Below are 25,834 nucleotides of genomic sequence, written 5' to 3' on the forward strand. Positions count from 1 at the left end.
AGATGTCTTATATTGACCATGGTGGAGGTTCTGTAATGACTATGGGGTCTGATGATAGTTCCTTATGACCTAAGTCTTCAATAAGCTTTGCATTTTTAATTTCTCTCAGTGCTTTTTCTGTTTCTGAGATGCTGATTTTACAGTTGTGTGCTATTTCATATTTAGACGAATTTTTTCCCCGATTAAGCTTGCTATATGTCTTTACATACAAATATACCATGAGGGCGTGTTTTGACAGCTTAAAATTAAAAATATCGCCTCGTATTTTAGTATCCGTGTTTTCCTTCGTTTCTTTTTGATGTACGGATTGTTTATCAACTTCTTTAACTTCATTATCATCAAGCAAATCACAATATTCACTTTTTATTGCTTCATGTTTCTCTACTACAGTGTTGGCTTCCTCATTTACTTCATGAAATTTTACATCATTATCATGATCTGCTGCTTCGTCTTCATTAATCTGTTTAAATTCATCTATTTTTACCGGATTTATTTCTTCGGTTATTAGCTTATACATATTATTTCTCTTCCCTCCATCTTTTCTAAACTGATTAATTTTTAATATCAATCCACTTTCACACAGTCCTTTTATAGCAGATTTAACGCTTGTCTGACTCACCCCGCACGCAGCGGATATTTGGCTTATAGACGGGTAGCATTCACTGTCCTTGTTTGCACATGAACAAAGGTACATATACACTACCGTTTCTATTTCCGTAAGTTCAAGTTCAAATATATCTGCCCTCACTTTAAAATAATAATCTCCAGATGTCATAAATGGCATCAAGGTGTACATATTTGATGTCTGACTTCTGTTCTCCCTGTATCTGTACTTCTTGTCCAATATACTTGCATCAACAAGACTGTTAATTGCTTTCCTTAATGTAGACAAGGAAATATTGCACAACCGGGCAAGTGTATTTCTGGACGGAAAACAGGTTCCTTTACTATTTGAATATTTCTTTATAGCTGCATATACAAGCTTACTGTATACATTTGTTTTTGTATTAAATATATAATTTGACATTGTAATTGTTGCGGTCATTTTTTATCCTCCAAAAGTTTATTTATTATTGCATCTTTAAAATTTTTGTGATACTATAACTGTAATTTGACAACATTGTATGAGTTGCATTTTTATTCTTAACTGCTCACCGCATATGGGCAGTTATTTTTTTATGCAACAAAAGGCATCCGGATTTCAGATGCCTTTTATGTTGCCATTTTCAATTAAAATGGTATGTCTTCATCATTTACCGGCGTAAAATTATCGTCCGGCAAATCATCAAAAAATGTTGTGTCCGGACTTACATCGCCGTCCTTTGTCCCGTTTGTCCTGTTGCCTCCAAGAAATTCTATTCTGTCGGTTATAACTTCAGTGGTATATCTTTTCTCACCGGACTGTGTAATATAACTGCCGGTAGAAATTCTTCCGTGAATTGCACACTGTCGACCTTTAGCAAGATAGTTGGCACAATTTTCGGCTTGTTTTCCGAAAATAGTTATACCTATAAAATCTGCGGTAGGTTTTCCGGCACTTATTGCCTCCTGTTTCTTATCTTTTGACATCTCCCGATCTACGGCCAAAACAAATTTAGTCACTGCCAAGCCGGTAGATGGTATAAATCTCAGTTCGGGATCTCTTGCTAATCTCCCGATTAAAGTTACACTATTCATAGTAACCTCCTACTACAATTATATTTTTTATTATAAAAAAAGCATCTTAAAATAAAATGCCTTAGTTACCTAAAATATCATCCAAGATTCCCGAATTAATCGCCTCTCTTACATCAAGAATTGTATATCCTTTACTTTTAATTACCTTAACCGTTGTTTTCATCTCAAGATTCTCTATATCTTCTTCTATTATTTTAATTTTGTTATTTGACTGTTCTATTTTCTTATTCAGCTCGTCTCTTTTTTTAAGAAGTTTCTCAAGAGCCTGCTTCTCTTTTTCAAGCTTGTCATATAAAGTCATTTAATCACTCCTCGAAATTTACTACCCTTCTAAAATACTTAAATCCTTCATAACTGTTAACGGTTACTCCGGTTCCCCACTGACAATGAGCATATAGGTTATTTTTTTCATCATCCTTACCTATATAAATTCCCACATGATTTATACCGGATGAATTAGGCATCTGTAAAAATGCTAAATCCCCGATCTGAAGATCATCTGCCTTAACTGGATACGCCTGTCCGAACTGATATGCTGTTCCGCCTCCGGACAACATGCTGCCAATACCGGCTGTTTTATATACCCAATCCACATATCCGGAGCAATCAAGGCCAAAGGGTCTATATGTTCCTGTCGTATCGCTGCCTTTTGCGGTAACCTTAGTTTTTTCACCCCAATCATCATTCCAACCCGCTGAACTTTTTCCGCCCCAGAAATACTTCACTTTGCCGACAATACTTAAAGCTGTATCATAAAGCTTTTTCTGTTTTAAGTCCGACATTACCGGAGCGTTCTCCATAAGCCATAATATTTCTTTTTGTGTAAGTTCTCCGTACTGCTGAGCAAATTTCGGAAATTGTTCGCTGAAGCTTGATGTCAGTCTTCTAGCCCAAGCCTTTTGCTCCTTATCAAACTTTAATTGACTCATTACAGTTTCCATGTCATTGGAATAAACAGTTATAATTTTTCTTATTTTGTCAACCTCTTCTCCGTTTCTATCGGTCACCTGGTATACTTCAGAGGAAATCTTTATGTCATACAATTTTTCATGCACCTTATGAACAAAATATTTTTCATCAGCTGAGAAAGTCAAGTCCTGTTCATATTTCACTGCTGCCGCCGCAAATATTTCCTGAAAGTTTGTATTAATGCCCTGAAGATCCCCTATGTAAATAATATCAACATCATCATAGTCTCCTTCATTTGACAGCTTATTTATTTTTGTCTTAAGCTCCTGATCCAGGAGTTTAACTTCTTCCATGTATTTATCAGCAACATCATTATCAGCCATAAAATACTGCTGGCTTAAAGCAGTTACCATACCTGCAGATTGTGAAGAAATAAAAAAAACGGCTAGCATAATACCAACAAAAACCAGAACCGCTTTTCTCCCGGGAAGAAATATTTCAACAATTTTTTTAGCAGTTCCTGCTATATTCCTAGAAATTGATGAAACACCTTTTTTTGCTACTACCTTATTTTTCCTGACCCTAGCGGTTCTTATTTTGTTAGAAGGTTTACTTATTTTGGTCTTAACTGTGTCATTGTTACGTGATAGTCCTACAGATTTAACAGTGCTTTTTCTGTATTTTTCATATTTGTTAGATTTAGCGGTATAAATCTTATTCTTTATGTATTCTCCTGAATGCGAATTGCTTTTCTTTGTCTTATTAACAAGATTTGATATATCTTTTGATGTATCCTTAACCGCTTTGGCAGTATCATAAGCCTGCCTTACTTCCTTTTCGGCTTTTGCAAAACTTTGAATTCCTAAGTCCGTATCATCTGATTGAAACTGATCGGTAATATGGGTATTCATATTTCTTGCAACTCTCAAGCCCGACTTAGCTCCGTTAGCGGCAACCTTCCGGATAATTTCATCTTTACCCGTTCCGCCCTTAATTGTGGTATCAATTGTTGACTTTACATCTTTTACCTTATTAACGGTTCTCCTGGAGCATTGCACCGCATCAACGGCGGCATCTACTTTATCCGTTGTATATATAACCGCTTCTATCCCGGTATCCGGCGTATTATTTTCATCACCCCTGAGACTGTTCTTTATTCCGGAAGATAAACTCCCTGCCAAAGTTTGCGTCCTTCGGCCTACATTATTACTGTGATTCTTTTTATATTCATTTCCATATACTTTACTTCCGGTTCTAAGCCTTTTATAAGGATACTTTAATAAACCCTTTCTTTTTAAATCCTTAATCTTCTCCAGGCTTCCGGAATTAACATGTTTTATTTTAGTTCTGCCGGCATACCGTCTTATATTTTCCTTATAGGACTCATGCTTGCTTTTTATATCCATCAGGCAGCACCCGTTTCTTCCAGTTTTGTTGTCATCATTTTATACAGCTTTGTATCTCTTGGAAAATCATCTACAAAAGGAATAATACTTCCGCCTGTAAATAAAAGTCCCTGCCCCGGATCGGAATTAGTTATATATTCAAGCTGAGTAGACGATATGTTAAACATCTTTTCAAGCTCTGCCCTATCTGTTGCCGCCTGATTAAGCATCATAACAAAATCAGAATTGGCCAGCATACTCCTTGCGGTTTCTGATCTTAAAAGATCGTAGGGTAGGGCAAAGGCGCCTTGCCACCGAAGTGGTAGGTTTCCTACACCCTCCCTCGGAACCGTACGTACCCCTCTCGAGGTATACGGCTCCCCATCAATAATTAACATATGGATTAGTGTTTATGGATTTCCTTATGGCACTTGCTACAGATTACAAGTGTTTTTCGCCTTTTTTGTTTCATGGCGATTTCCCAATAGGAGTTGCCTAATTCGTTGAGATTTCGTACTACATGAACCTCATAAAGTTCGGCATTCTTTGTACCACATAATTCACAAACCTTGGCATTGAGCCTTTGTCTGATTGTGGTTTTCCAGTTGAATTTCTTTCTTGTGAAAATAACATCATCAACTTTGCCACGTTTGCAGTCGGCAATTTTAACAGGCTTAACACGTTTTGTGCCCGTTTTGGTTTCATAGGGTACTGACCATGTTTTACCATCTTTGTATTTGCGGATAGTTTTGCGAATACTGCTTTTATGCTTGTTGGCAATGGTTTTCAAGCAACTATATTCCATGAGATAGCAGAAGTAATCCAAAGTATGGTAGTCCACCGCTAAATTATAGAAGTTACATAATCCTCTTGCTTCGGCATTGTATTGCTCCACAATTTCACAATCCGACATATTGAGAAGTCCTGCACGGTGTATCGGCTGAAATTCTCCGTTTTCACGTTGACGAATGACTCCTTTTGCAAACATGAATTTCTCAATCTTTTCCGTATGAGGAATAGTAAGGGCAACTTTAAGGTGTAAGGAACGGGATTGTCTCCATGTTCCGTTTTTCATTCTGTAACCTTTTACCTCTTGATTTCTTCGGACACAAATATTATATCCTAAAAATCTGACCTTTTCAGAACTGTGGGTAATGAGTGTCTTTTCCTCACTTAAGGTGAGTTTCAACTCCGTGCTTAGAAAATTGGCTATTTCAGCTTTCAATTCCTCACATTCCTGTTTTGTACCACATACCCCGACTAACCAATCGTCCGCATAACGCACAAAAGTAAACTTCTTGTTGTCTGCGGGTTTACAAGGAATATTTCGCAAAGATTCACGTTGCTCCTTATATTGTTTGATTAACTCTTGTCGCTCTATTTCGTCGGTAGTATGGTCTATCCAGTAGGAGAGACGTTTCATTTCCTTATTTACTGCGTGATATTCGGGTGTTTGGTAGGCTGACCTTGGCTTACTAAATCTTAAACTTATTTCCTCAAACTTTTTATCTAATTCATTTAAGTAGACATTCGCAAGTATCGGCGCACAGATTGACCCTTGCGGACAACCGCTGTAGGTTTTGTTGTACTGCCAATTTTCGATATATCCGGCTTTTAAGAATTGACGTATGATGTTCAAAAATTTACTGTCCTTAATTTTTCTGTCGAGTATTTCAATCAGCTTTTCATGGTCGATATTGTCAAAACAGCCTTTAATGTCACCCTCTATAAACCATGCCACCCCTGTAAAATCAGAGGAAATCTGACGAAGTGCGGTGTGACAGCTTTTCTGCGGTCTGAAACCGTGCGAATGCTTGTGAAAAGTCGGCTCATAAATAGCTTCCAATATCATTCTGACAACTTCTTGCAGTAATTTGTCCCGAAATGAGGGAATGCCCAAAGGACGAAGTTTTCCATTGTGTTTCGGAATATACTCACGTCTTACAGGACTTGCCTTGTACGTTCCCTCTTGCAGTGAACAGATTAGGTCTTTGACGTATTTATCGCTAAATCCGTCGGCGGTATCGTTATCAATACCTTGTGTTGTTGCTCCTTTGTTTGCATAGAGTTTTTGGTAGGCGGCATGGTAAATATCTTCACGAAGCAAATATCTGTAGAGCCTCGTAAATATACCGTCTTTGTATGTTTCTGAACACTTTTCCATACGCTCTAAAATTTCAGATGTTGGTTTCATTGAGGTTTCTCCTCCCTTTCATTCTTACATTTTAGATGTTACTGACTTGTTCCCTTCGCCATGTAAGAGCCATTAACTCTCTCAGACTACTACGGAACTTCCGTTACCATATCAGACGAATGAGTCTGACTTAGGCAATCCCCAGTTAGTGCTGTGTATAGGTATTTGAAGATTGTCGGATATGCTTTCGGTTTGTTGAGACGTGTTCTCACGCCTGTTTCACAACATTTTGATAGTTGCATTGTCATGAAAGATAACAATGCAGTGTTGTGACATGGGTTTCAGGACTTTTACCCATACCTGCAAAAAACAGGAACTTAAACCTCGCAATCGATAAACGCAATCTTATCCTCGTATCTTCTTCTCATCGGGAAACAGTCGCACCTAAAGTCCTTCGGTGACTAATCCCTTCTCCGCCATGCTCTGTTCCCGTCGAGCGTTTCCACTCAATCGGTAAGACGGAATGAGTCGCACACTATCGTATGCGGTAGCACCTACGCTACTTTGCACAGCACCCTATCTGGGCGCACTTCCACATTTTGAGTAATTCCTGTCACAACACCTCCGTACTTTCTGGAACGCTTATACAGCTCGTAGAAAAAATTAGCCGAATATTCATTATTAAACAGCAGATACATTTCATCAATATATATCCATGTGTGTCTGCCCTTTTTCCTGTTCTCAACTATTCTGTTCCAAATAGCATCCAGAGTTATGAGCATACCCATCGGTTTAAGCTGCTTTCCCAGATCCTTAATATCAAAGCATACGATTCTGTTATTGATATCAATGTTGGTTTTCTTTGAAAATACAGAGAGGTTTCCTATTGCATATAACTCAAGAGCAGTAGCCAGACCTTCAGCTTCAGGTTCTCTTTGTTTTTTCAACACCTCATAAAAGTCCTTCAGTGTTGGAGTCGATTCTTTGTCAAATGTCTGCATATATTCCTGATATGTAAGCCCAACACACCTGCCGAGAATAGATTTTTCTTTAGCTGACAGCCCTTCCTTGCCTCCTATAATAGTTTCAAACAAAGATAAAAGGAACTCCGACTTAAGAGAAATGGGATCTTCAGAGTAGTCTATATTCATATCCAACGGGTTAATGTAGTTCCTGCTATCCGAAGATATTTGAATGACTTCTCCTTCAAAGTTTCTCACCAAATTTGTATACTCTCTTTCCGGATCTATTATTATTACATCATCTCCGGCTCTTAAAATAGCATTAATCATTTCCCGCTTTGCGGCAAAAGATTTTCCGCTTCCCGGTGTTCCTAATATAAACCCGTTTTGATTTTTCAATGTTTTGCGATTAAATATAATAAGATTTTTAGATATCGCATTTAAGCCGTAGTACATACCTCCCGGCTGAGTCAATTCCTGACTGGAAAACGGAATAAAAACAGCAGCCGCCTCTGTTGTAAGACACCTGTCCACATACAAATTATTTCGTCCTAAGGGAAGTACCGAATTTAGCCCTTCCTCCTGCTGGTAATTCAATGTCCCAATTTGACATAAATGTTTCCTTGTTGTAGATTTTATTGTTTCTGTTTGCTCATCAAGCTTTTGCTTGTCATCACTCATGAGCAGTATGGCTACATTAGTTAAAAACAATCTTTGATTTTTGTTCATTACATCTTCAAGAAGATCCTCAGCCTCCCTAAGATTATTTTTCAGCTCATAAGGGATAAATGCATCAAGATATCCGTTTTTAACACTTTTTCTTTGATACTCTATTTTGTTGCTCTCCATACCGGTTATTTGCCTCTTAATCATCTTCAAAGCATTTTCCGGTTCTATAGCTCTGACATTTATAGTAGTCATCATATTAAAACTAAAATCTGTCAGCTCTGTAAAAAATTGATCATTTAAAAAGGATGGTAAACTTCTTAAGAATAGTACCCTTGCATATCTGTTCCCCATTAGAAAATAATCCCTCTTAAATTCAAAACTATCCGGAGCAATTTCATTCTTTATTAAGGAACCGCTTTTTAACATGGAAGCGTTGTATGAAAAATTACCTATATTATCAGCCCTGTATATATCATGAAGAACTTCAAGTCTTTTATTTATAGGCTGTATCTTTGCATAACTGCCTATGCTCCTTAAAAGTCCCGATATTTCATTTTCCATACGCGAGAAAATATTTCTTGCCTCCGTAATGTCATTGGCCTTAATACTTATTGTAATATACTTTTCCTTTTCTGTATCATTCCTGCCCTTTTGTACTTGACTTATCAGCATTTCATTATATTCTTTACGAAATACATCAAGGTTGTCCCCTCCTTCCTCAAGAACAACCTTTTTTTCAAATTCATGCCTGTTAATAGATTTATTATTCACCGTAATCTGGAGATTAACGGTTGAATTAAAGAAATTAAGAAACTCGCAATACCTGGCAAAAATATTAACTTGCTCTTCATCTCTTGCAGCATGATAATTTATATCAAGAAATTCAAATGACTTTGAAAACTCTCCCTTAATAGGTTCTATTATCCCGTCATCACAGGCATTAACTATCGGAACTGTTTTTTGTGCTGTTTTTGAAAAACTTTTTTTCTTAGTTTTTAAATTGCTTTTTTTTGAAGCTTTACCATCCTTACTTTTTCTTAAAAGCATTCTTTTTACCTCCTTTCCTTTTACCGTGTTGCCTTATTTCTTCTTCAGCCCGCCTTTTTTGATGCTCATATATAAAAGTATATATGTTTTCTACCTTATATTTTCTCTTGCGCGGCTTCAGGAAATAAAATCTTAAAATGACTTTGAAATATTCTTCAAATGGCATACCGTCAAATTTTATGAAGCCTATAAGGAATATAGGTATACCTGTAATTATAACAAGCCAGCTTGCAATTTCATCTCCAATATACGGCTTAATGTATACATACAATGGCACATTAATCGCTACGGCTACAGCCAGACTAATAATCTGTCTTAAATTCAAGCCGGCAAATATAGCCTCTCTGTAATCCCTGATTTCTTTAGGTATTTTAATTTCAATCATTTAATGAGCCCCCATTATTTGTCTTGCCCATGATTCAGATTTTGAAAGAACATATATAAGCATAATTGACAAGGATATGGACATTCCAACTCCAAAATCAGAAGTATCCGCTGCACCTATCAATGTTTGGGCAAGGCCTCCAAAAATCATACAAATTATTACTATAATCAAACCATGCAGGCATATTGCAAAATAGTGCCTGAAAAATCCCTTCGCCGTGCCGGCATATTCCTCACTGCTTAAAGTAGCTATAGGGATCGGCGAAACAGCTGTAAATATACAAATTTCAACTATCCTTCCATAGCAAATAACAAACACCATTAAATTTAATATAAAACTGACAATACTTATAGGAGTGAACTGTGTCTGAAATACAATTCTTTCAATAAAATTCATTTTATCTATTTGTTCCGCAAGTGCTGCCGTATCAACAATTTTTATTGAAGCTACAGAAAAATCCACTTTAAGAATTAAATCAGTTGCTATGCCATACACCATATTAAGTAATTCAAAGCTTTTTTCCATAACTGCCTTTGCAATAATCATTTTCAAAATAAGCCTGATTATATCCTCTATCCTTATGATCCTAAAAGACAATGATTTATTCATAAATCCAAGAAGAAAAAATAAGGTAAGAAGGCTATACCCCATGGGAAGTATAGCATTGTGTACACTCGATACAACATCCCATATGCCTTCCATGGAATCTATAGGATTTGTTACTAAATCAACAGCTCCCTGAATAATGTCATTTAACTTGTTAAATGTTTTGTCCAGGTTGTCAACAATACTCTCCGGCGAAAGATACTGCCAGCCGAATATTCCAAATAAACCTCCTCCCAATAATGAAGCAATAATTGTTCCCATTTAGTCACTTCCTTTCAAAAAAGCAGCACTGCTGCTTTTAGTAACCTATTATTGATTTTGCACCATATCCAATTGCCATTACCATAAGGCCGGAAATTAACTGTAATATTCCATTTCTTCGTTGAGTAGCATCTTCGTTTGAAACCGAAAGAGCTATCTGAACCGCTCCCCATACTGTAAGCACTATTCCTGCTCTTCCAATCCAGACAAGAATCCAATCCAATACATTATTAAACTCTGTCTCTCCTTTATTTTTGTCTTCATCGGCATACGCACTTATACAGGTTAAAGCAGCGGTCATGCCAAATAATATTCCTCTTCTTACCTTTTCCATTGCATTATTAAATTTATTACTCATTTTACTCCTCCGTCATTGTGTATTTTTTCACCTTCCATGTTTAAAAGTTCCTCTTCATAAAGGTTTAAAATTTTAATATTATTAACAGGCGGCTCAGGCTGTTCATCAGACAATGATTTATATAGTCTTTCTACTTGATCAATATCAAGGTTAAAATTATCCATGCTGTATCTCTCCATAATTTTCTCCCTTTCACCTTCTGCCTGCTGTTCATGGCAAAATCTCTTTGCATCACGATAGTCAAAATAATTATCATCACTGCTGTCATAAAGAAACTTGTACCTGGGATGTTGTTCAAGAGTATATTTTTTAGAATAAAAAGGAAATATTCCCCTTATCATAAGAATACAATCGCTGTCAGGCATCCTTCCTATTTCATCCGGTGTCATTAATTCACGGCCATGAATCCCGTAATTATATGACGAACTTCCCTGCCTTCCTTTATTGCGGTTTATATTCCTTGTGTCAATTGTCTCTTTTCCAAGCTGCTTGCTTACATATTCCAAAGTGCTTTGCTCTTTACTTCCCAGGAACAAAAAGGAATCGCAGTTTCCCACAATAGTTTTCCAGCTATCCTTATACATAGTTTCAAGCTGTGCCATGTTCTGGAGTATAATTGAACAGCTTATTTCCCTGCTTCTCATTGTGGCAATAAGCTTGTCAAACTCAGGTATATAACCTATATTTGCAAATTCATCAAGTATACATCTTACATGGTTCTTCAGCCTGCCCTTGTTTTTAAAATCCGCCGTATAATATAGGCTGTCAAACAGCTGTGAATACATCATTGCCGCCAGGAAATTAAATGTGGTATCCGAATCGGATATAACAACAAACAAAGCTGTTTTCTCATCACCTATCTCATCAAGCTGCAGCTCATCTTTTGATGTAAGATTTGCAACAGCATCAATGTTAAATGGTGACAATCTTACACCTACTGATATAAGTATTGACTTGGCTGTTTTTCCTGCACCCTGTTTAAATATTGTATATTGGCGTATTGCAATATGATTTGGATTTCTCTCCTTAAGTTCGTTAAAAAGAATATCCAAATCACTTATGTATGCTTCATCATCCTCCTTTACATCTGCACATCTGAGCATCCACATTACAGTGCTGAAATTCTGTTCGGAATATCTCACCTCATACCATATGAAAAAGAAAATAGCTTGTAGCAGTGCAATTTCAGATTTTTCCCAGAAAGGATCTGTTCCTCCCGTATAACCCTTGGGATTAGTGTTTTTTATAAGAGTATTTACAACCTTCATTACATCGCTTTCTTTTCTTATATAAGGAAACGGATTATAGCAGCTGCTATAATCCATCTCTATAAGGTTAAACACTTTTAACTTGTATCCTGCTTCTATAAGCGATCTGCCTGTATCTCTGAGAAGTTCTCCCTTTGGATCTGTTATTACAAAGCTTGTATTGGCCTGTAATAAATTCGGCTTTGCAAATCCTCTTGTTTTTCCTGTACCTGCGCCGCCTGTTATCAAAACATTCAGATTCTTTCTCGTCATTCTAGTGTCTATACTAAGCATTTCAGTCTGAGTAAGAATAATATTTTTACTTTCACGCTTATCCTTGAGCTTTTCTATTTCATTTTTTTCCGCCCACCTTGCAGTACCATGCTCTTTGCCAAACATATACTTTTTATGCAAATCCAATAGAATCAACGCTACAACAGCCCAATAAAAAACAGATGAAAACATCCAAAGCTTCATCTGTTCATATCCCGGAATAAAAATGGCAGCTGATTTTATGTGTTGGGCTACATCCTTATCCAGATTGTTAATATTATCAATCAGGTTGTCGTAACCGCTTAAAACCGCTCCAATGTGAATAACGTAATAACTAAACAAAATATACAATACAGTAAACAAAATAACATTCTGCCGTATCTTTCTCTTCCTTTTTTCCTGCTCCGTAAGCAATTACCTTTCTCTCCTTTCTTTAAGCTTGCTTTTTTGCTTTTTTTGCTGCTTCGGCATATTTTTTCTGACCTCCTTTATTTGCTGTTCCAGCTGCTCCACCGTTTTTTTCCCATCATCCTTGCTGTAAGATTTCTTAAGCTTTTCTATTTCCTCTTCATCCTTAGCAAGGTCCGGATTCTTAAACTTTCCAGCACTGGCAATCAGCTCAGTTTTAACATTATCCCTGCCTTTTACCGTCTTAGCCTTACCGTCTAAGGTTATCTCTGCTTCAATAGTCTTTTCTTTTAAATCTTCCGTTATTTTTATATTATTATTGGGATTGCTTTTATCAACAACATATACCTTGTCTATTCCTTTAGCATCAACCTGAATGTAATTATCAGGGTTATCTTTATCAACAATGTAGGTTCTGTCAGCCCCTACCTTGTACTCATTAATTAGCTTGTCGACATCATTGATTTCTTTTGCCTTACCCTGCTTTATAATATCAAGAAGTTTATTAACAAGCTGAGCTTCCCTCTCAAGATATGCTATTGTATGCATATCCTCTCCTTTTTGGAAAAAAGCAAATGTAATACCTGAGCCCTTTGCCATGGAAGCAAAAGCTTCAGCGTCCTTTGCATTTAAATCCATGGTTATTATGCTTTCTCCGCTTTCAAGCATCCTTTTCATATTTATTTCGCCGGGATTAAGATTTTTCTTTTTGCTGAGATAATTAGACAATAAAAACTTAAGAAGCTCTACACCGCCTTTAAGACCTTCCTTTCCCACTTCTGCACTGAATGCCATTAAAATACTGGCTGTATCTCCTCCTGTATTCATTATCTTGCTTCCTCCTTATCGCCCTTTAATTTATTTTGAGTTTTTTCATTTTTGTTAGCCGGAGTTTCATTATTTCTATGATTTTTAATCGTCTCTTCAAGCTGACTTCGTGTCTTCTTTTCCGGAGCACCAATTTCTATGTCTGATTGCTTGTCCGCAAATACGGTATATATATTGTCTTTCTTGAAAGCAATATAATCATATTTATCCTTATTCTTACCCTGAAACTGTTTAAGCTGCTCTTCGGTTATATTTTCATATTTACGAGAATTGTCCTTAATATTATTCCAGTCAACATTACCTTCCACTTCCTGTAAAACCTTAATATCATTTTTACTCAACAAACTTTTAACCTGCTCTACATCTCCCGGCTTCATAATAAGGTTAATGCCTGCCTTGTCTTCTCTGGTTTCAGCAGCAGTTTTTGTAAACATTATTATATTTTCTTTTTCCAGATCAGCCTTAATTGAGTTGTAGTCTGTTTCGGATATTCTGATATATACATTTGCCCTGTCTTCAGTTTCTTTAATATCATCTTTTGGTATAGCCTTATTGGTAGAAGATTTAGTTTCAGTCTTTTCCTCACGGGAAGCTTTTGTTTTTTCCATCTTTATTTTATAGTCTTCCTGAAGCTTATTAAGCTCTTCTTCCGAATGAACAACAACTACATTCTTGAAGCCCTTAACCGCTTCCTTAATCTTTTCTATCTGATCATCCTTGTCCATATATTTATCACCGGCTTTGGGATCATTTACATATTCCATGCTGATACCGCTGATTTTTACTGTCAAAACCATACTAATTATTTCTTTTTCAGAAATCTCCTGAATTATCCTGTTTATTTCGTCCTTTGCTTTCGATTTTGTATTCCCTGATTTGGTTTTTCTTTTTTTCTTTGGTTTGGAATTATCAATTTCCTTAGCCTTTTCATCAAGCTTAATTTTAACAAAATCTCCATTGCCATTATCAAACAGCCCAAATATTTGACTGTAAACGGCAGCTTCCGCTTCATCAATATTTTTTAACATTTTATCTTCAGCATTTTTTTCACTCATAATTTTATCTCTCCTTTTCTGATTTGCTATCCGAATCTTTTTCTAAGCTAACTTCCCTACATGTTTGTTTTCTGTTTTCATGATCCAAGTAACTGTTTAGCTTGTTTATGCCATATAGTTCCTGATATATATTTTCCTTTTCCTCCTGTACCGCCTCCATTCTAATAATTATATTTTCATGTTTTGCTTTAAAGGATTTAAATTCTGATTTTTTTAGGCCAAATTTCAGTAGTCTTTCCTTACAACTTTCATACTTGCTGATCTCATATTCATGTTTTTTTCTGTATGCTGATTTTAAAATAGAATTATTATATTCATGATAATATTTTTCATATTTCTGATATAATTCTATTTCCGTCATGACCGCAGCGGATTTAACATGCAAGTCATTCAACTTTGACAAAATTAAATCTTCAGCTGAAATTCTGTCTTCTAATTCTTGTATTGTATTTTTTACATCACCCCTTGTTTTTATATTGTATTTATCTAAAAGATTTAAGCTTGATGTCAAATCTCTGATACCTGCAATAATTTTTTTCTGTGCATATGTGTACTTGACAGAGCTGATATTTTTTTCGTAATTATTTTGGTTATTTCTAAAAATAGATTTGAATAACAAAATAATAAGTCTGACATTCGTATTAACGTACTCAGACTTATAAATAAGTTTCCCAACATGATACTCAAAAGCTCTCTGACTGATTTTATATCTTCTGAAGCTTTTTGTATTTAGGTGGCTAATATTAAATTCCTTATACTTTATTCTTTCTTTGATAACTTCTTCTGAATAATCTTCTCCCAGAGTTTTTCCTCTAACGGCTTTCTTCATTCCTGATTTTTTGAAGGTCATATATTTTACATTGCTTCCGTGCTTAATATAGTAGCCTTCCGATTTCATTTTTTGAATAAATTCTTCAAAGCTCCCTGAAGAAGAAATAATAAAATCTATATCTTCACGTACAATATCTTTCCATGAAGTATTATTTTTACTTTCAAGCCATTCCTTATATGAACGATATTTAACTTTTCCTTTTCTTTCAATAATGCTGAGACCATGTTCCAGACAAACAAGATCGGAATATCTCCTTATGTCTTCTCTTTCATTTACACAGCTGTTATATTTTTTACCGTTAAGTCCAACCGAATTAATTACAATATGGTTATGAATATGATCCCTGTCGGTATGTGTGCTAAGTATGTACTGAAAATTATCGTCAAGAAATTTTGCAGTCCATTCCTTTCCTATTTGGTGAGCTTCCTCTTCTGATACTTCTCCTTTTTTAAAACTCTGAATGAAATGGAACCCTTGTATTCCATCCTCTTTTTCATGAATTTTTTTAAGAGTCCTCATTTCCTTTATTGCAACTTTTTCATTCTGACTGCACTTATTTGAACTGATTAAAATTTTTTCATTTGTTTTATCTGGATTCACTATGTACTTCAAAGCTTTATACAATGTTGCTTTGATCGTCAGCCTTTTTACATATGCCATACTCTTATTCTCCACTTTCAAGAACATCACTATATATATTCATTAACACATTATTTATATTTTCAAGGGATGAATAAAGATAGCTTATTTCAGCTTCGCTTATTCTTCCTCCCTGATTCAATTTTTTTGCAATTTGATTTATGTTGTTACCGATTCTGCTAATTTGCGCAGACAACTCAAATACGCTTGCGAAGTCATAAATAATAATTTCTTTTTTTATTGCAGCATTTATAAAATATCTGTTTATGTTCATATGTGATGCTTTCACTTTTTCCATTATTATTTTATGTTCGTCATCTGTAGTTCTAATAAAAAACACATTCTTTCTTTTTCTGTTTTCTGCCAATTTATCACCACCAGTTTAATTCAATTTTAATTTCTGCTTCCGCAGGGGTATTAGGGGTATCCCCTAAAAAATCGGAAATGGATAGCCATTTCCACTGCTTGCTATTCTTAAAACTACGTTTTAAGAATTGATGCTTTCTGAAAGAAAAAAAGAAAGACGTCCTCGCCTTTCAGTTCCTAATTTCATATTAATTTACCTTTCATATCCCCGGTTTTTATTTCTAATTTTTCTTAGCTGTTCCTTCAGCTCAATGTTTTCCTCTCTTAACTCTTCATTTAGTTCCTTAATCTGCTCATTGCTCTTCTCAAGCCTATCTATAATTAGTGACTGTCTTTGCCAGTCATCAATGAATAACTGTAATTTGCTTACATTTTCATTTAATTCTCTTTGCTTGTCCGTCATTTTTTCAAAAGCCTGATTTTTCTCCGATTTGTCCTGATTAAGAATACTAATAATGTCAGCCTGCTTTTCTTTAATATTGTTCTGAATTATTTTCAACTCAACATGTTCTTTTGATAAACTTCCGTGTTCCCTTGATAAATTTTCATGCTCCTTTGATAGCTCCAAATTTTCTTTAGACAGATTTTCTTTAGAGCGGTCTGTCTTATCATCATGCTTTTCCAGTAATTTTAAAATTTTACTGCCTGTTAACAATTCTACTAATAATACGCCAACTATGGCTGCCCCTCCAGTTACTAAAGCACTTATAATTTGTTCCATGATAAATTCCTCCAAAAGTTTTCATCTCCTTCTATTATAATTTTAAATTTCAAAAACTTCAATTTGTTCGTTATGCTTCCCGGAGAAAAATTAAATACTTATTTTTCTTTCAGAAAGCATTATTTTACATGCTTTAATCTCGATCAGCTTTCGATTTAATAAATAATCAATTTTTGATATGCAAATCTTATTATCACAAACATCCTTATCGATAATTTGAAATAAAAATATAAAATCAGTTTGAAAAACAAGCTTACATATATATGACCTGCATCTTATCGAGTCTTTTACTATGTACTTGACTCCTTCATCCAAATGAAATTCCTTTATATCTTCTACGTAAAACATATTTTTCTCCTCTTAGGATATATAAAGATTTTTAACTATAACAAATAAAACTCCGGCACATATATACGGTCCCAAAGCTATATTTTTATTTTTTCTTTTCAGTCCAGCCATTATAGAAATAATAGCTGCCAGTGTAAATGTTACAGCTACTACTTCTATAATTTTCAGACCAAATATAAGGCCCAATCCCGTAAAAAGTTTTATATCACCTCCTCCGATGCCACCATTAGTAATGATGGCAAGAAATAAAAAAACTGCAAAAGTAATTGCTGCTGAAGCAATGTATATTTTGCAGTTTTTAAAATTTAGTATTAAATTAAAAATTCCCAACAATCCAACAATTAAGTTCAATCTGTCAGGAATTATTTTTTGTTTTACATCTATTATTGATATCTTTATAAGCAACATAACTGCTACTATATAAATAATATTACGCAAATATCATTCTCCTTTACATATTCCAGTAATTTGAATTTCATTAATATCCTATGTTATAGTGCCCTCTTTAATGTGATAGGCAATCTTTTTTGAATTGCAAAAATCAATTACTATCTTTGACTGTTCGTTATAAAATTTCTTATGATCTTTGTACGAAGATATTTCTTTATTATAGTTGGTTCTTCCAAAAATAATCTTATCAGTAAATGATATAGATTCTAATATATCTGTTAAATCCTGTTTAATCAAATTTGGCGTAGGATATGGTTCTATACTTACCCATGTTTTGCATCCTTTATTATGCAAATATTTTAAAGATTCCAATCTTTCTGCATATGACGATGCTCCTGGTTCAGTAATTTTACGGTATTCTTCATTTAATGAAATAAAAGTAATTCCATACTCATTTTCTTTAGAATATTCAGATAATTCTTTTGGTAAAATTCCTTTTGTTAATGCTGTGCATTTTATTCCATTAGCATTTAAAAGTCTAATTGCGGCAAGACTCATTTCTTTAATTTCATCATACCCCATCATAAATGGATCTGTAGTAAAACAAAGTTGGACAGATTTTATCTTACTCTTTAGCTTTGGAATTTCTTTTCTTAAAAGTTCCAATGTGTTGTCTACAAGATAAGGTTCTAACCATGCATCATAGCTTTTAACCTTTCCAAATCGTTTGGCCATAAGAAAAGCGTAACAAGGATATTTGCATCCATGCGAACACCCTAATACATGGTTCATCGTATAATCTCCATACTCCACTCCTGTTTTATAAAGCATAGATTTTCTTGTTATAGTTTTCATATATTTTTACTCCTTTACAAAATCATAACTATCATCTTTATAGTTTGACTTGCGAGAAACATTTCCACATTTCTTTATTTTTCCTTCTTTTACTAACGGCTTAACTACCGATTTTAAAAACTGTGATTCCTTCATCATTGTTTTTTCGGCCAAAAATACTAATATTGCACTATACGGAACCGTCATCCCTTTGTACTCACTTAACAACATTGACTTTGCTTCATTTGCATGTGTTTCTAATAGAAAATTTTTATCATCCTCTTCTGTAAATATGGACAATTGGCTTTCGTCTTTTTTGAAATTGCGATGATTAAATCTACCGTTAAAAACATCCCATAACGAGGATTTTAACACATCTAATCCTTTGTAGCTTGGCGTTGCAAAAATTATTTGATATATTTCTGTATTGGTTGAGGTTTTAAATTTATATGAAAAGACATGTTGAATCTTTCCTGTCCTAAAACTTTTCTCAATAAATTTTATCAATTCATCCTTATTCTTAATATCTACATTACCTATACATTTTCTTATCCTAGCATCTATTCCATTCCTTACATAATCACTGCTAAAGAAATTAAAAATTAATTCGCAATAATATGAATTAAGAAAATTTTTCATATTATCAATTACAACGGTTCCAAAATCGTAAGGATCAACAAACAATACAGTTGAAGCATTATATTTTAAATATTTATTGAACTCATCATATTTCTTAAGATAAACATTAACATCATCATTTGAAATGAAAATGTTTAGGTTATGAATATTGTCTTTATTCAAATAATTTAACAATTGTACAATTATATTAATTCTATCATAATTTTTGTCATTTAAAAAAATATTATATTTTTTATTTGGATGAAGTTTTGCACTTTCAATAAATAATAAAAACACCTCTATGGGAGTTCCCAAATCTCCATCTTCATAAACACCAGCATTGCACATACAATCTATAAAATTTATATTTTTAATATTTTTTCTTTCAGAGCTAATAATCAGCCACAATCTTATATATTCAACAACATATTTAATTTTATATTCTGTTTGTTGCTTCTTATTATCTAGAATTTTTTTGTCTATATTAAAACTGTCGATAAAATTAATACAATTCATAATAACCCCCACTTATAAATTCTTTGGCACAAAAGGTATATCTTTATAATTCTTCCAAAGATTACCGATTGCTACTTAAATTGTATCAATTATACGCGCTTTTGTATAGTGCCTTAATTAATTTTTATTGCATTTCTATTGATAATTCTAAAGTAGGTTTTACTTACCAAACAATCAGAAAGCCATCCCTATAACAGGATGTCTTTCTGAATATTGTTAATTTGTTAAATTAATTCTTCCGTCCTGCAAAGCTGAACCATCTGTAATAAGACTCCGGTCATACACATTATCAGGCTTTCATTTTGAATCAATACGGAATGTAACATAGTAGCTATCATTAAATAATTTGCTTTTTATCATCTCAATAATATACATCTAAAATATGGCTCCCGTTAAGTATAATAATTATATTTAACACATATTTGAGGTTTTTTCAATACGTATACGCCATATTTTCTTTTCCTTGTGAAATTTTATGAGCGTTCGCAAATCATCAAGATTAATATAATACAATGCCGTAAGAGTGCATTTATAAAAACATTCTTCAATAATATGCATTGCTTGAAGCCTTTTTCTTTCCTCATTGCATTTTTGATACATGTAAGATAATAAGTCCCCAGATCTAAATGCCATTGATGGTCTTAGCAACTTATTTCTTTTTTTAAATGTTTTTTTTCTGATTTCATATATTTCCATATCTTTTTCAACTTCATTAATCATTTCAATTAATAAATCATGTAGGTCTTTGTCTGTTTGTTTCATTATACCTCCATAAAATATTTTAGAGGGACACCGTGTCCCTCTCTCCTTTAATTAGTTAAATTAACTCTACCATCTTGTAGTGCTGAACCTTCTGTGATTAAACTTCTTCCTTCCCAGCTCTCTTTCAAGTTATAATCATATATTGTTGAACCCTTATTACAATCAAGCTTAATACTAATTATAGTATTTACATCAAGTTTTGAATTTGTATAAAATTTTCCTTCCCATGTTTCTGTATCACCAGTAATAATCTTAGTCAGGTTAAGTGTTTGTTCAATAATATCATCATTTTTAATATCTATTTTACCGTACACATTATCAGGCTTTCCTTTACTATCAATTCTAAATGTTACATAGTAACCTGCTTTATATTCAATTAAACCTTTAGTCAATAAATCATTTTTCGTATAAGGAAAATTCACATTATCATGATTAACTATATCAGTTATTCTGAAATTAATAAGTTTTAAAGAAATAATTTTTATTGGTACAGTATCTTTTACTTCTCTTGTTATACTTCCATTGCCACCATAAGTTGTATTAGCTTTAAATTGTAAATTATATGTGTTACTTTCTGTTACACTATCTGGAATAACTATGCTCTTTTCCCAATATGCAAAGTTTCCGTCTTCATTTGTTTTGCTTAATGCATAACTTTCATCTATAAATGTACAATAGACATTCTCTGTTTCCTTACTTGTTTTTGCTTTCAACTTAATTGTATCTCCTACCATTATCTCTGGATTGGAACTTTCAAAGTTCCCTACTAAACTTAACTCTGGAACAATATAATAACTTTTAGTGACAATAGCTGTCTTTGCATCTTCTGAAGTATATGGCGGTATCGGTGGTTTATCTGTAACATTTAATGTAATTCGATAAGCTCCCCAAGGTAATCCTTGCCCTTTAAAGCTATTAGTAAATGGATATTGTTTTGTATAAGTATAAACATTGTCCGAAGCACCAGAAATATTACTTATGTTTCTTACTTCAAAACGCTCAAACTTCCAATCATAAATAAATCCTAAGTTATCACTATTTGCATCTGTTACATTGACATTGAATTTCGTCTTTTCTTCATGGAAAAAACTTGCTGTCGGTCTGTATCTCAATGTGTGTAACCCTAAAACTTTTTGAAATGTCCATGTTGGTGATTCGTTACTTAATAAATCAAAGTCAGCTGTAGGTGCTTGGTTTACAGTCACAACCTTAAAATACTGTGTATATATCTCTGATGTTGCTAAAGGCTCACCCCAGGTGCCGGAAACATCATTCACTTGCAATGTTATTCTGAAATTTCCTATTCCGGAAGTTTTTAGCTTGTTGTTTATAGCAGTCTGCGAATTAGCAGCCGTGTATGTCCCCAACAATGTACCTTCTTTATAGAGCTTCCATTCCCATTGATCTATAGCATCACCGTTTGGATCATAAGATTTATCTGTTATACCTAAGGTTGCACCTTGCACTATTACACTGTTTGATAATTCAAACTGTGCTATGGGGGGCATGGCCTTGCTGGTAATAAGAACCGCCTTGTCATCTGACCAAACTCCCAAATTATTTTCACCGTCCATATCTCTTACTCTAAGCTTTATAATATAATCTTTAGTTCTATCTCCAGTTGTAAGTTTTCCAGAAGTCCAATTCGCATCTCCAACCTTCTTCCATGACCATTCTCTTGCAACTAAACCTTTATCATCCCTATTTGTATGATCAAGGTCATAAGAAGTATCATTTAATATAATATTGAAAGTACTGGAATTTATTTTTTGCATATCGACAATAAATTCTGCAATAGGCTTTCTATGTACAAAAATTTCCGCAGTTCCATTTTCAGACCATCTTCTATAGTTATCAAACCTATAATCATCAACAGGATTATCTCTTGCTTGATATAAAATAGTATACTTACCTACTAAATCAAAACGTGTTATTGGACTATCTGTAAATTTATTGTGTTCTTCTATATACCCCATATTATTTGTGTAATAGTAAGAATCATGGATATATTTCCATTGGTCTTGATACATGGGATCATTTTCACTGTCATAATACCCTTTGTTATACTCTAATTCATCGCCGACAAGAATTATATTACCGTTTTGATTTCTTAATTCTAAATCCGAATTAATAAAATCTTCTATTTCTTCCCATGGAATATTAGCTCCATCATATTCAAAAAACATTCCATCAGTACTATTCGTAATGTTTTCTCCAATTTGTTTTAAACTTCTTGTTCCTACAAAAATAATTTTTACATTATTTGCAATAGATTGACTTATAACGTCTAAGGAATTATTAATGTTTACTTGCCCATTTGTAACAACAACCATATATTTTTCCTGGCTTTCCCTTGCAGGAAAATCATATAAGCAGTCCAATAACTTATTGTCATCCAACTCCGGATTTACCAATCTTTGCGTATTTCCTACTGCATATGCTCGAACAAGAGCTATCTTATGCGAAATCCGGCCATTTTCACCTCTGATTTTTACATACCTAACATTTGAAGTTATAGGATCACTTAAAAATTCAAAAGCTTTAGAAGTATATTCGCCGGTTGATGTTGAACTAAACCTTCTATAGTCATTATTATATGTTAATGTTACCGGCAACCAATTATTACCGTCAACTGAATAATATAATTTTGGTATCTCTTCCGGATATTCCTGATCTTCATCAACATATTGCAGGTGTTCAACGTAAATTTCAAGACTATTAAAATCCAAATTTCCAGTATCATTAGAATAGTTAAGTACGTTGCCAAAATCTCCAATATGTTCGAAGATATAATCATAATTAGTTGCAGTTAAACGCTCTGGGTCATATGGCAATTTACTTGCTTTAAAATATATTTTTCCTTTTATAGTAGGTTCTAATTCTAATGCGGTTGTGAAAATTTTCGTTTTATGTTCTGTATTCAGTCCGTCAGCTGTTAAATTATTTATAAAACTATTTACTTCTGAATTGAAATCACCGGCTGTTAAGGAATTATCATCTACGGTCATAAAATTAAAATTAATTTTCGGTGATGGTATTTCAATTGTAGTGTTTAAGGACACTCTTGGTGCAATATTGTCAACTTCTGTATTTTTCTCAATTTCATTTAATCTTATATCACTTTCTGCAATATATTGATCTATTGTTTCTTGCCCAAAATCTTCTTCTGCTGTAATCTCAAATTGATACCTACCTACCTTGGATATCGTTAGTTCGATTTTTATATATAAAGATGTGTCAATATTAACATCCTCATGTGGCAGATTCACCAATGTTTCATTGTCAAAGCTGCCGTCATTATCCGAGTCGTATCTATAGCCTACACTTTTTACTTTTGGAATATCCGAATCAAGTGATTCTATCCAAGAATTTAATGTAATTACAGCATTTTTGCTTGAATCTCTATAATATTTCGGATTTATGTCTGCTGTTACAGTTGGAGCCAAATCCTCATGAATTGTAATTATTTGTTCAGACCAATTAGATATATTTCCTTCTGTATCTGTTACTTGAAGCCTTATTTTATATTTTCCGGCTTCTTTGAACATTATCTTTATGTCTAGAGGATCATAGCTTACATTAAGCATATTTCCGTTGATATATTTATTTACGTCCCTTTCAAATTTCACGGAATTTATGTCCTGACCGTCAAGAGCTTCAATTTGCCATGTGTCTTGACTGTGATCTATTGATACATCCATATCCGCAAACCATGATGCAATATAGGAGCTGTTGCTATTGAGCTTTATTACCCTGTTTTGCTTGCCGTTAAATTCTTTGCCGTAAGGATATCTATAGCTTGACGTATCTTTTATAACCGCTGTCGGATTCAAATTCAACACTTCTGGCTTAATAATTTCCGTATATGAATCGTTAAGCCCTTCCATGTCCTGGACATATATGGTTACTTCCCATTCTTCATTAGCAGTAAATTGAAGATTTAGGCTTCCGTTAACTTTCGCATCTTTAAAAATTATCGAAGTATCATTGAATATATCCGCTTCATCAAGTTCATATTCTCCCCAAGACATCATTTTTAATTGTATTGACTTAATCTGGTCCGAATTATTTTGATTTTTGAAAACATATCTTACATAGTCAATATCTGTCAACCCGTTTGGATCATCGCAATAATTGTCTATTATAATGTCTTTTCCTATGTAGACTTTTCCATATTCTCTGCTGTTTGTTCCGTCTGGTAATGTCTTCTCTGTAGCATATCTGTAATATGCTTCGGGTGGTATATTCTCAATTATATCTACATACAAGGAAGTATGACCTTGGTCAGCATTGAATCCTCCACCTATACAATTAAGTCCTGCATGGACTTCAATACTTGCCCTATATATTGTATTTTCTTCATTTTGTGTTTCAAAGTATTTCCTAGGTACATTCAAGCTTATTTTCTCTTTTTTATTAAAAAGACCTATCCTCTGATAATCATAGCCTCTGTCTCCGTATTTAAAGTATATATCCCAGCTTGCAAAGCCGTGTTGTCCTTGCATTTCTTCGCCATCTTTTTTGCCGAATTTCATATCGCTTATGGAAAATTCTACATCCGAAAAAAATATGTTTTCTTCACTCAAGAACTTATCAAATTCACTGCGTTTCATTTTTATACGTGCAGAGTTTGTGCTTAAGTCAAACTCAGGAACACACCAATTATCGCTTGGTTTTGAATCATCTTCCTCGTAATAAAAGGTAACATAGATATATCCATCATCAGGTGTCGAATAGTCATGTCTGCCAACAACTTCATCTATATAACTTGTCTCATAATTCTTTGTTGACAACCCTTTTATACTACTGCTACTGCATTTATATCCGTCTATACTTTTACTGGACAATACAAGATTGCTTCCCATAGATGTGCGTACTTTCTGCAAATCTGCAAAATTTTTGTCTGTTCCTTTTTCTTTGTGCCATACATATACCATTACATTCCCATTTCCCGGTTCTTCAGGTTCCTCTGGTTCTTCAGGAGGTTCTACATAGTCTAAATTCTTGTATTTTATTACTATGGCTATGTACGAATAATATACGTTACCATCTTTTCTAGCATATCTACCGTAAGGGTCAGGGGCAAGCCCAGCATCATCCGGATTTAGCGGCTTAAAAGATGCCCTGAATGTTAATATTGTGTTTTTTTCACCTACTATAGCTTCCTTATTTTCAATAAAAGCTGTGTTCATGTAATGATTCCTTACGTCATTTTCTTCAAGATATGTATAATTTAAATCTTTCCATGAACCTTTATAATCTTTGTAATTCATTATGTCTTCAACTTCATAATTCCCTGAAATAAGAGCCACTGGAAACTGATAGTCCGGTTCAAAATATTGATACGGAACTTCACCGATATTTGTTCTTACACCATTAATATCAGCATAATAACTGTCACCTGATTTCCAATAAGCAAAGTATGCAACAACCATCCGGTATTCGTAAGGTGAAATATTTGTATTGGTTGCTGCCATATTTGCTTGCATTACCTCATTTAGAGCAAACACTGAAATTATCATCGCAAATATTAATATCATTACAATAATTATAGTTTTCTTATTTAGCTTTTCTTTACGCATTTTTACTCCTCTCTCATTTTTT

The 25,834-nt window shown here is 33.9% G+C and carries 21 protein-coding genes and 1 pseudogene; all 22 read right to left on the reverse strand.

All coding sequences use genetic code 11. From position 1 onward, the window contains the following. Positions 1–7: 7 nt before the first annotated feature. The gene (locus RBQ61_RS02645) at positions 8–1,045 is read right to left on the reverse strand and encodes a helix-turn-helix domain-containing protein (RefSeq protein WP_308138984.1); all 1,038 of its coding nucleotides are present in this window, start codon (positions 1,043–1,045) and stop codon (positions 8–10) included. Positions 1,046–1,230: 185 nt separating this feature from the next. Then, positions 1,231–1,677 carry a single-stranded DNA-binding protein gene (locus RBQ61_RS02650; RefSeq protein WP_308138985.1) on the reverse strand — a complete coding sequence of 149 codons (447 nt, stop codon included), beginning with the start codon at positions 1,675–1,677 and terminating at the stop codon, positions 1,231–1,233. 61 nt (positions 1,678–1,738) lie between these two features. Further along, positions 1,739–1,978, reverse strand: a complete 240-nt coding sequence (locus RBQ61_RS02655) for a hypothetical protein (RefSeq protein ID WP_308138986.1) — start codon at positions 1,976–1,978, stop codon at positions 1,739–1,741. Positions 1,979–1,982: 4 nt separating this feature from the next. Continuing rightward, positions 1,983–3,992 carry a C40 family peptidase gene (locus RBQ61_RS02660; RefSeq protein ID WP_308138987.1) on the reverse strand — a complete coding sequence of 670 codons (2,010 nt, stop codon included), beginning with the start codon at positions 3,990–3,992 and terminating at the stop codon, positions 1,983–1,985. Then, a pseudogene (locus RBQ61_RS02665) lies at positions 3,992–4,258 on the reverse strand (VirB4-like conjugal transfer ATPase); the annotation flags it as partial. The gene RBQ61_RS02660 and the pseudogene RBQ61_RS02665, both read right to left, overlap by 1 nt. A 116-nt stretch (positions 4,259–4,374) precedes the next feature. Then, the gene (locus RBQ61_RS02670; RefSeq protein WP_308138988.1) at positions 4,375–6,165 is read right to left on the reverse strand and encodes a reverse transcriptase domain-containing protein; all 1,791 of its coding nucleotides are present in this window, start codon (positions 6,163–6,165) and stop codon (positions 4,375–4,377) included. Positions 6,166–6,659: 494 nt separating this feature from the next. Next, positions 6,660–8,783, reverse strand: coding sequence for a VirB4-like conjugal transfer ATPase, CD1110 family (locus tag RBQ61_RS02675; protein WP_308138989.1), 2,124 nt, complete (start codon positions 8,781–8,783; stop codon positions 6,660–6,662). After that, positions 8,764–9,168 (reverse strand): PrgI family protein, encoded by a 405-nt coding sequence (locus RBQ61_RS02680; protein WP_308138990.1) that lies wholly within the window; start codon positions 9,166–9,168, stop codon positions 8,764–8,766. Before RBQ61_RS02680 ends, RBQ61_RS02675 begins: the two co-directional genes overlap by 20 nt. Beyond that, complete coding sequence (locus RBQ61_RS02685; protein ID WP_308138991.1) at positions 9,169–10,035, reverse strand: hypothetical protein; 867 nt, start codon at positions 10,033–10,035, stop codon at positions 9,169–9,171. Between the two features lie 37 nt (positions 10,036–10,072). Further along, positions 10,073–10,393 (reverse strand): hypothetical protein, encoded by a 321-nt coding sequence (locus tag RBQ61_RS02690; RefSeq protein ID WP_308138992.1) that lies wholly within the window; start codon positions 10,391–10,393, stop codon positions 10,073–10,075. Then, positions 10,390–12,255, reverse strand: coding sequence for a VirD4-like conjugal transfer protein, CD1115 family (locus RBQ61_RS02695; protein WP_308138993.1), 1,866 nt, complete (start codon positions 12,253–12,255; stop codon positions 10,390–10,392). The genes RBQ61_RS02690 and RBQ61_RS02695 overlap by 4 nt, the downstream gene beginning before the upstream one ends. Before the next feature lie 72 nt (positions 12,256–12,327). Further along, the gene (locus tag RBQ61_RS02700; RefSeq protein ID WP_308138994.1) at positions 12,328–13,149 is read right to left on the reverse strand and encodes a hypothetical protein; all 822 of its coding nucleotides are present in this window, start codon (positions 13,147–13,149) and stop codon (positions 12,328–12,330) included. Beyond that, a complete protein-coding gene (locus RBQ61_RS02705; protein ID WP_308138995.1) occupies positions 13,149–14,204 on the reverse strand; it encodes a hypothetical protein in 1,056 nt (351 codons plus the stop codon). The genes RBQ61_RS02700 and RBQ61_RS02705 overlap by 1 nt, the downstream gene beginning before the upstream one ends. Positions 14,205–14,208: 4 nt before the next feature. Further along, positions 14,209–15,696 (reverse strand): relaxase/mobilization nuclease domain-containing protein, encoded by a 1,488-nt coding sequence (locus RBQ61_RS02710; RefSeq protein ID WP_308138996.1) that lies wholly within the window; start codon positions 15,694–15,696, stop codon positions 14,209–14,211. 4 nt (positions 15,697–15,700) lie between these two features. Continuing rightward, positions 15,701–16,042, reverse strand: a complete 342-nt coding sequence (mobC, locus tag RBQ61_RS02715; protein WP_308138997.1) for a plasmid mobilization relaxosome protein MobC — start codon at positions 16,040–16,042, stop codon at positions 15,701–15,703. 192 nt (positions 16,043–16,234) lie between these two features. Further along, positions 16,235–16,762: a hypothetical protein gene (locus RBQ61_RS02720; protein WP_308138998.1), complete on the reverse strand. Its 528-nt coding sequence runs from the start codon at positions 16,760–16,762 to the stop codon at positions 16,235–16,237. A 90-nt stretch (positions 16,763–16,852) separates the two neighbouring features. Next, complete coding sequence (locus tag RBQ61_RS02725) at positions 16,853–17,110, reverse strand: hypothetical protein (RefSeq protein ID WP_308138999.1); 258 nt, start codon at positions 17,108–17,110, stop codon at positions 16,853–16,855. Between the two features lie 12 nt (positions 17,111–17,122). Continuing rightward, positions 17,123–17,548 (reverse strand): prepilin peptidase, encoded by a 426-nt coding sequence (locus tag RBQ61_RS02730; protein WP_308139000.1) that lies wholly within the window; start codon positions 17,546–17,548, stop codon positions 17,123–17,125. Positions 17,549–17,596: 48 nt separating this feature from the next. After that, positions 17,597–18,355: a radical SAM protein gene (locus RBQ61_RS02735; RefSeq protein WP_308139001.1), complete on the reverse strand. Its 759-nt coding sequence runs from the start codon at positions 18,353–18,355 to the stop codon at positions 17,597–17,599. A 6-nt stretch (positions 18,356–18,361) separates the two neighbouring features. Further along, positions 18,362–19,468 carry a three-Cys-motif partner protein TcmP gene (gene tcmP / locus RBQ61_RS02740; protein ID WP_308139002.1) on the reverse strand — a complete coding sequence of 369 codons (1,107 nt, stop codon included), beginning with the start codon at positions 19,466–19,468 and terminating at the stop codon, positions 18,362–18,364. A gap of 411 nt (positions 19,469–19,879) precedes the next feature. After that, a complete protein-coding gene (locus RBQ61_RS02745; protein ID WP_308139003.1) occupies positions 19,880–20,230 on the reverse strand; it encodes a hypothetical protein in 351 nt (116 codons plus the stop codon). Between the two features lie 47 nt (positions 20,231–20,277). Next, a complete protein-coding gene (locus RBQ61_RS02750; protein ID WP_308139004.1) occupies positions 20,278–25,812 on the reverse strand; it encodes a hypothetical protein in 5,535 nt (1,844 codons plus the stop codon). Positions 25,813–25,834 lie beyond the last annotated feature (22 nt).

It is taken from the genome of Sedimentibacter sp. MB35-C1, from assembly GCF_030913635.1.
Lineage (GTDB): Bacteria > Bacillota > Clostridia > Tissierellales > Sedimentibacteraceae > Sedimentibacter.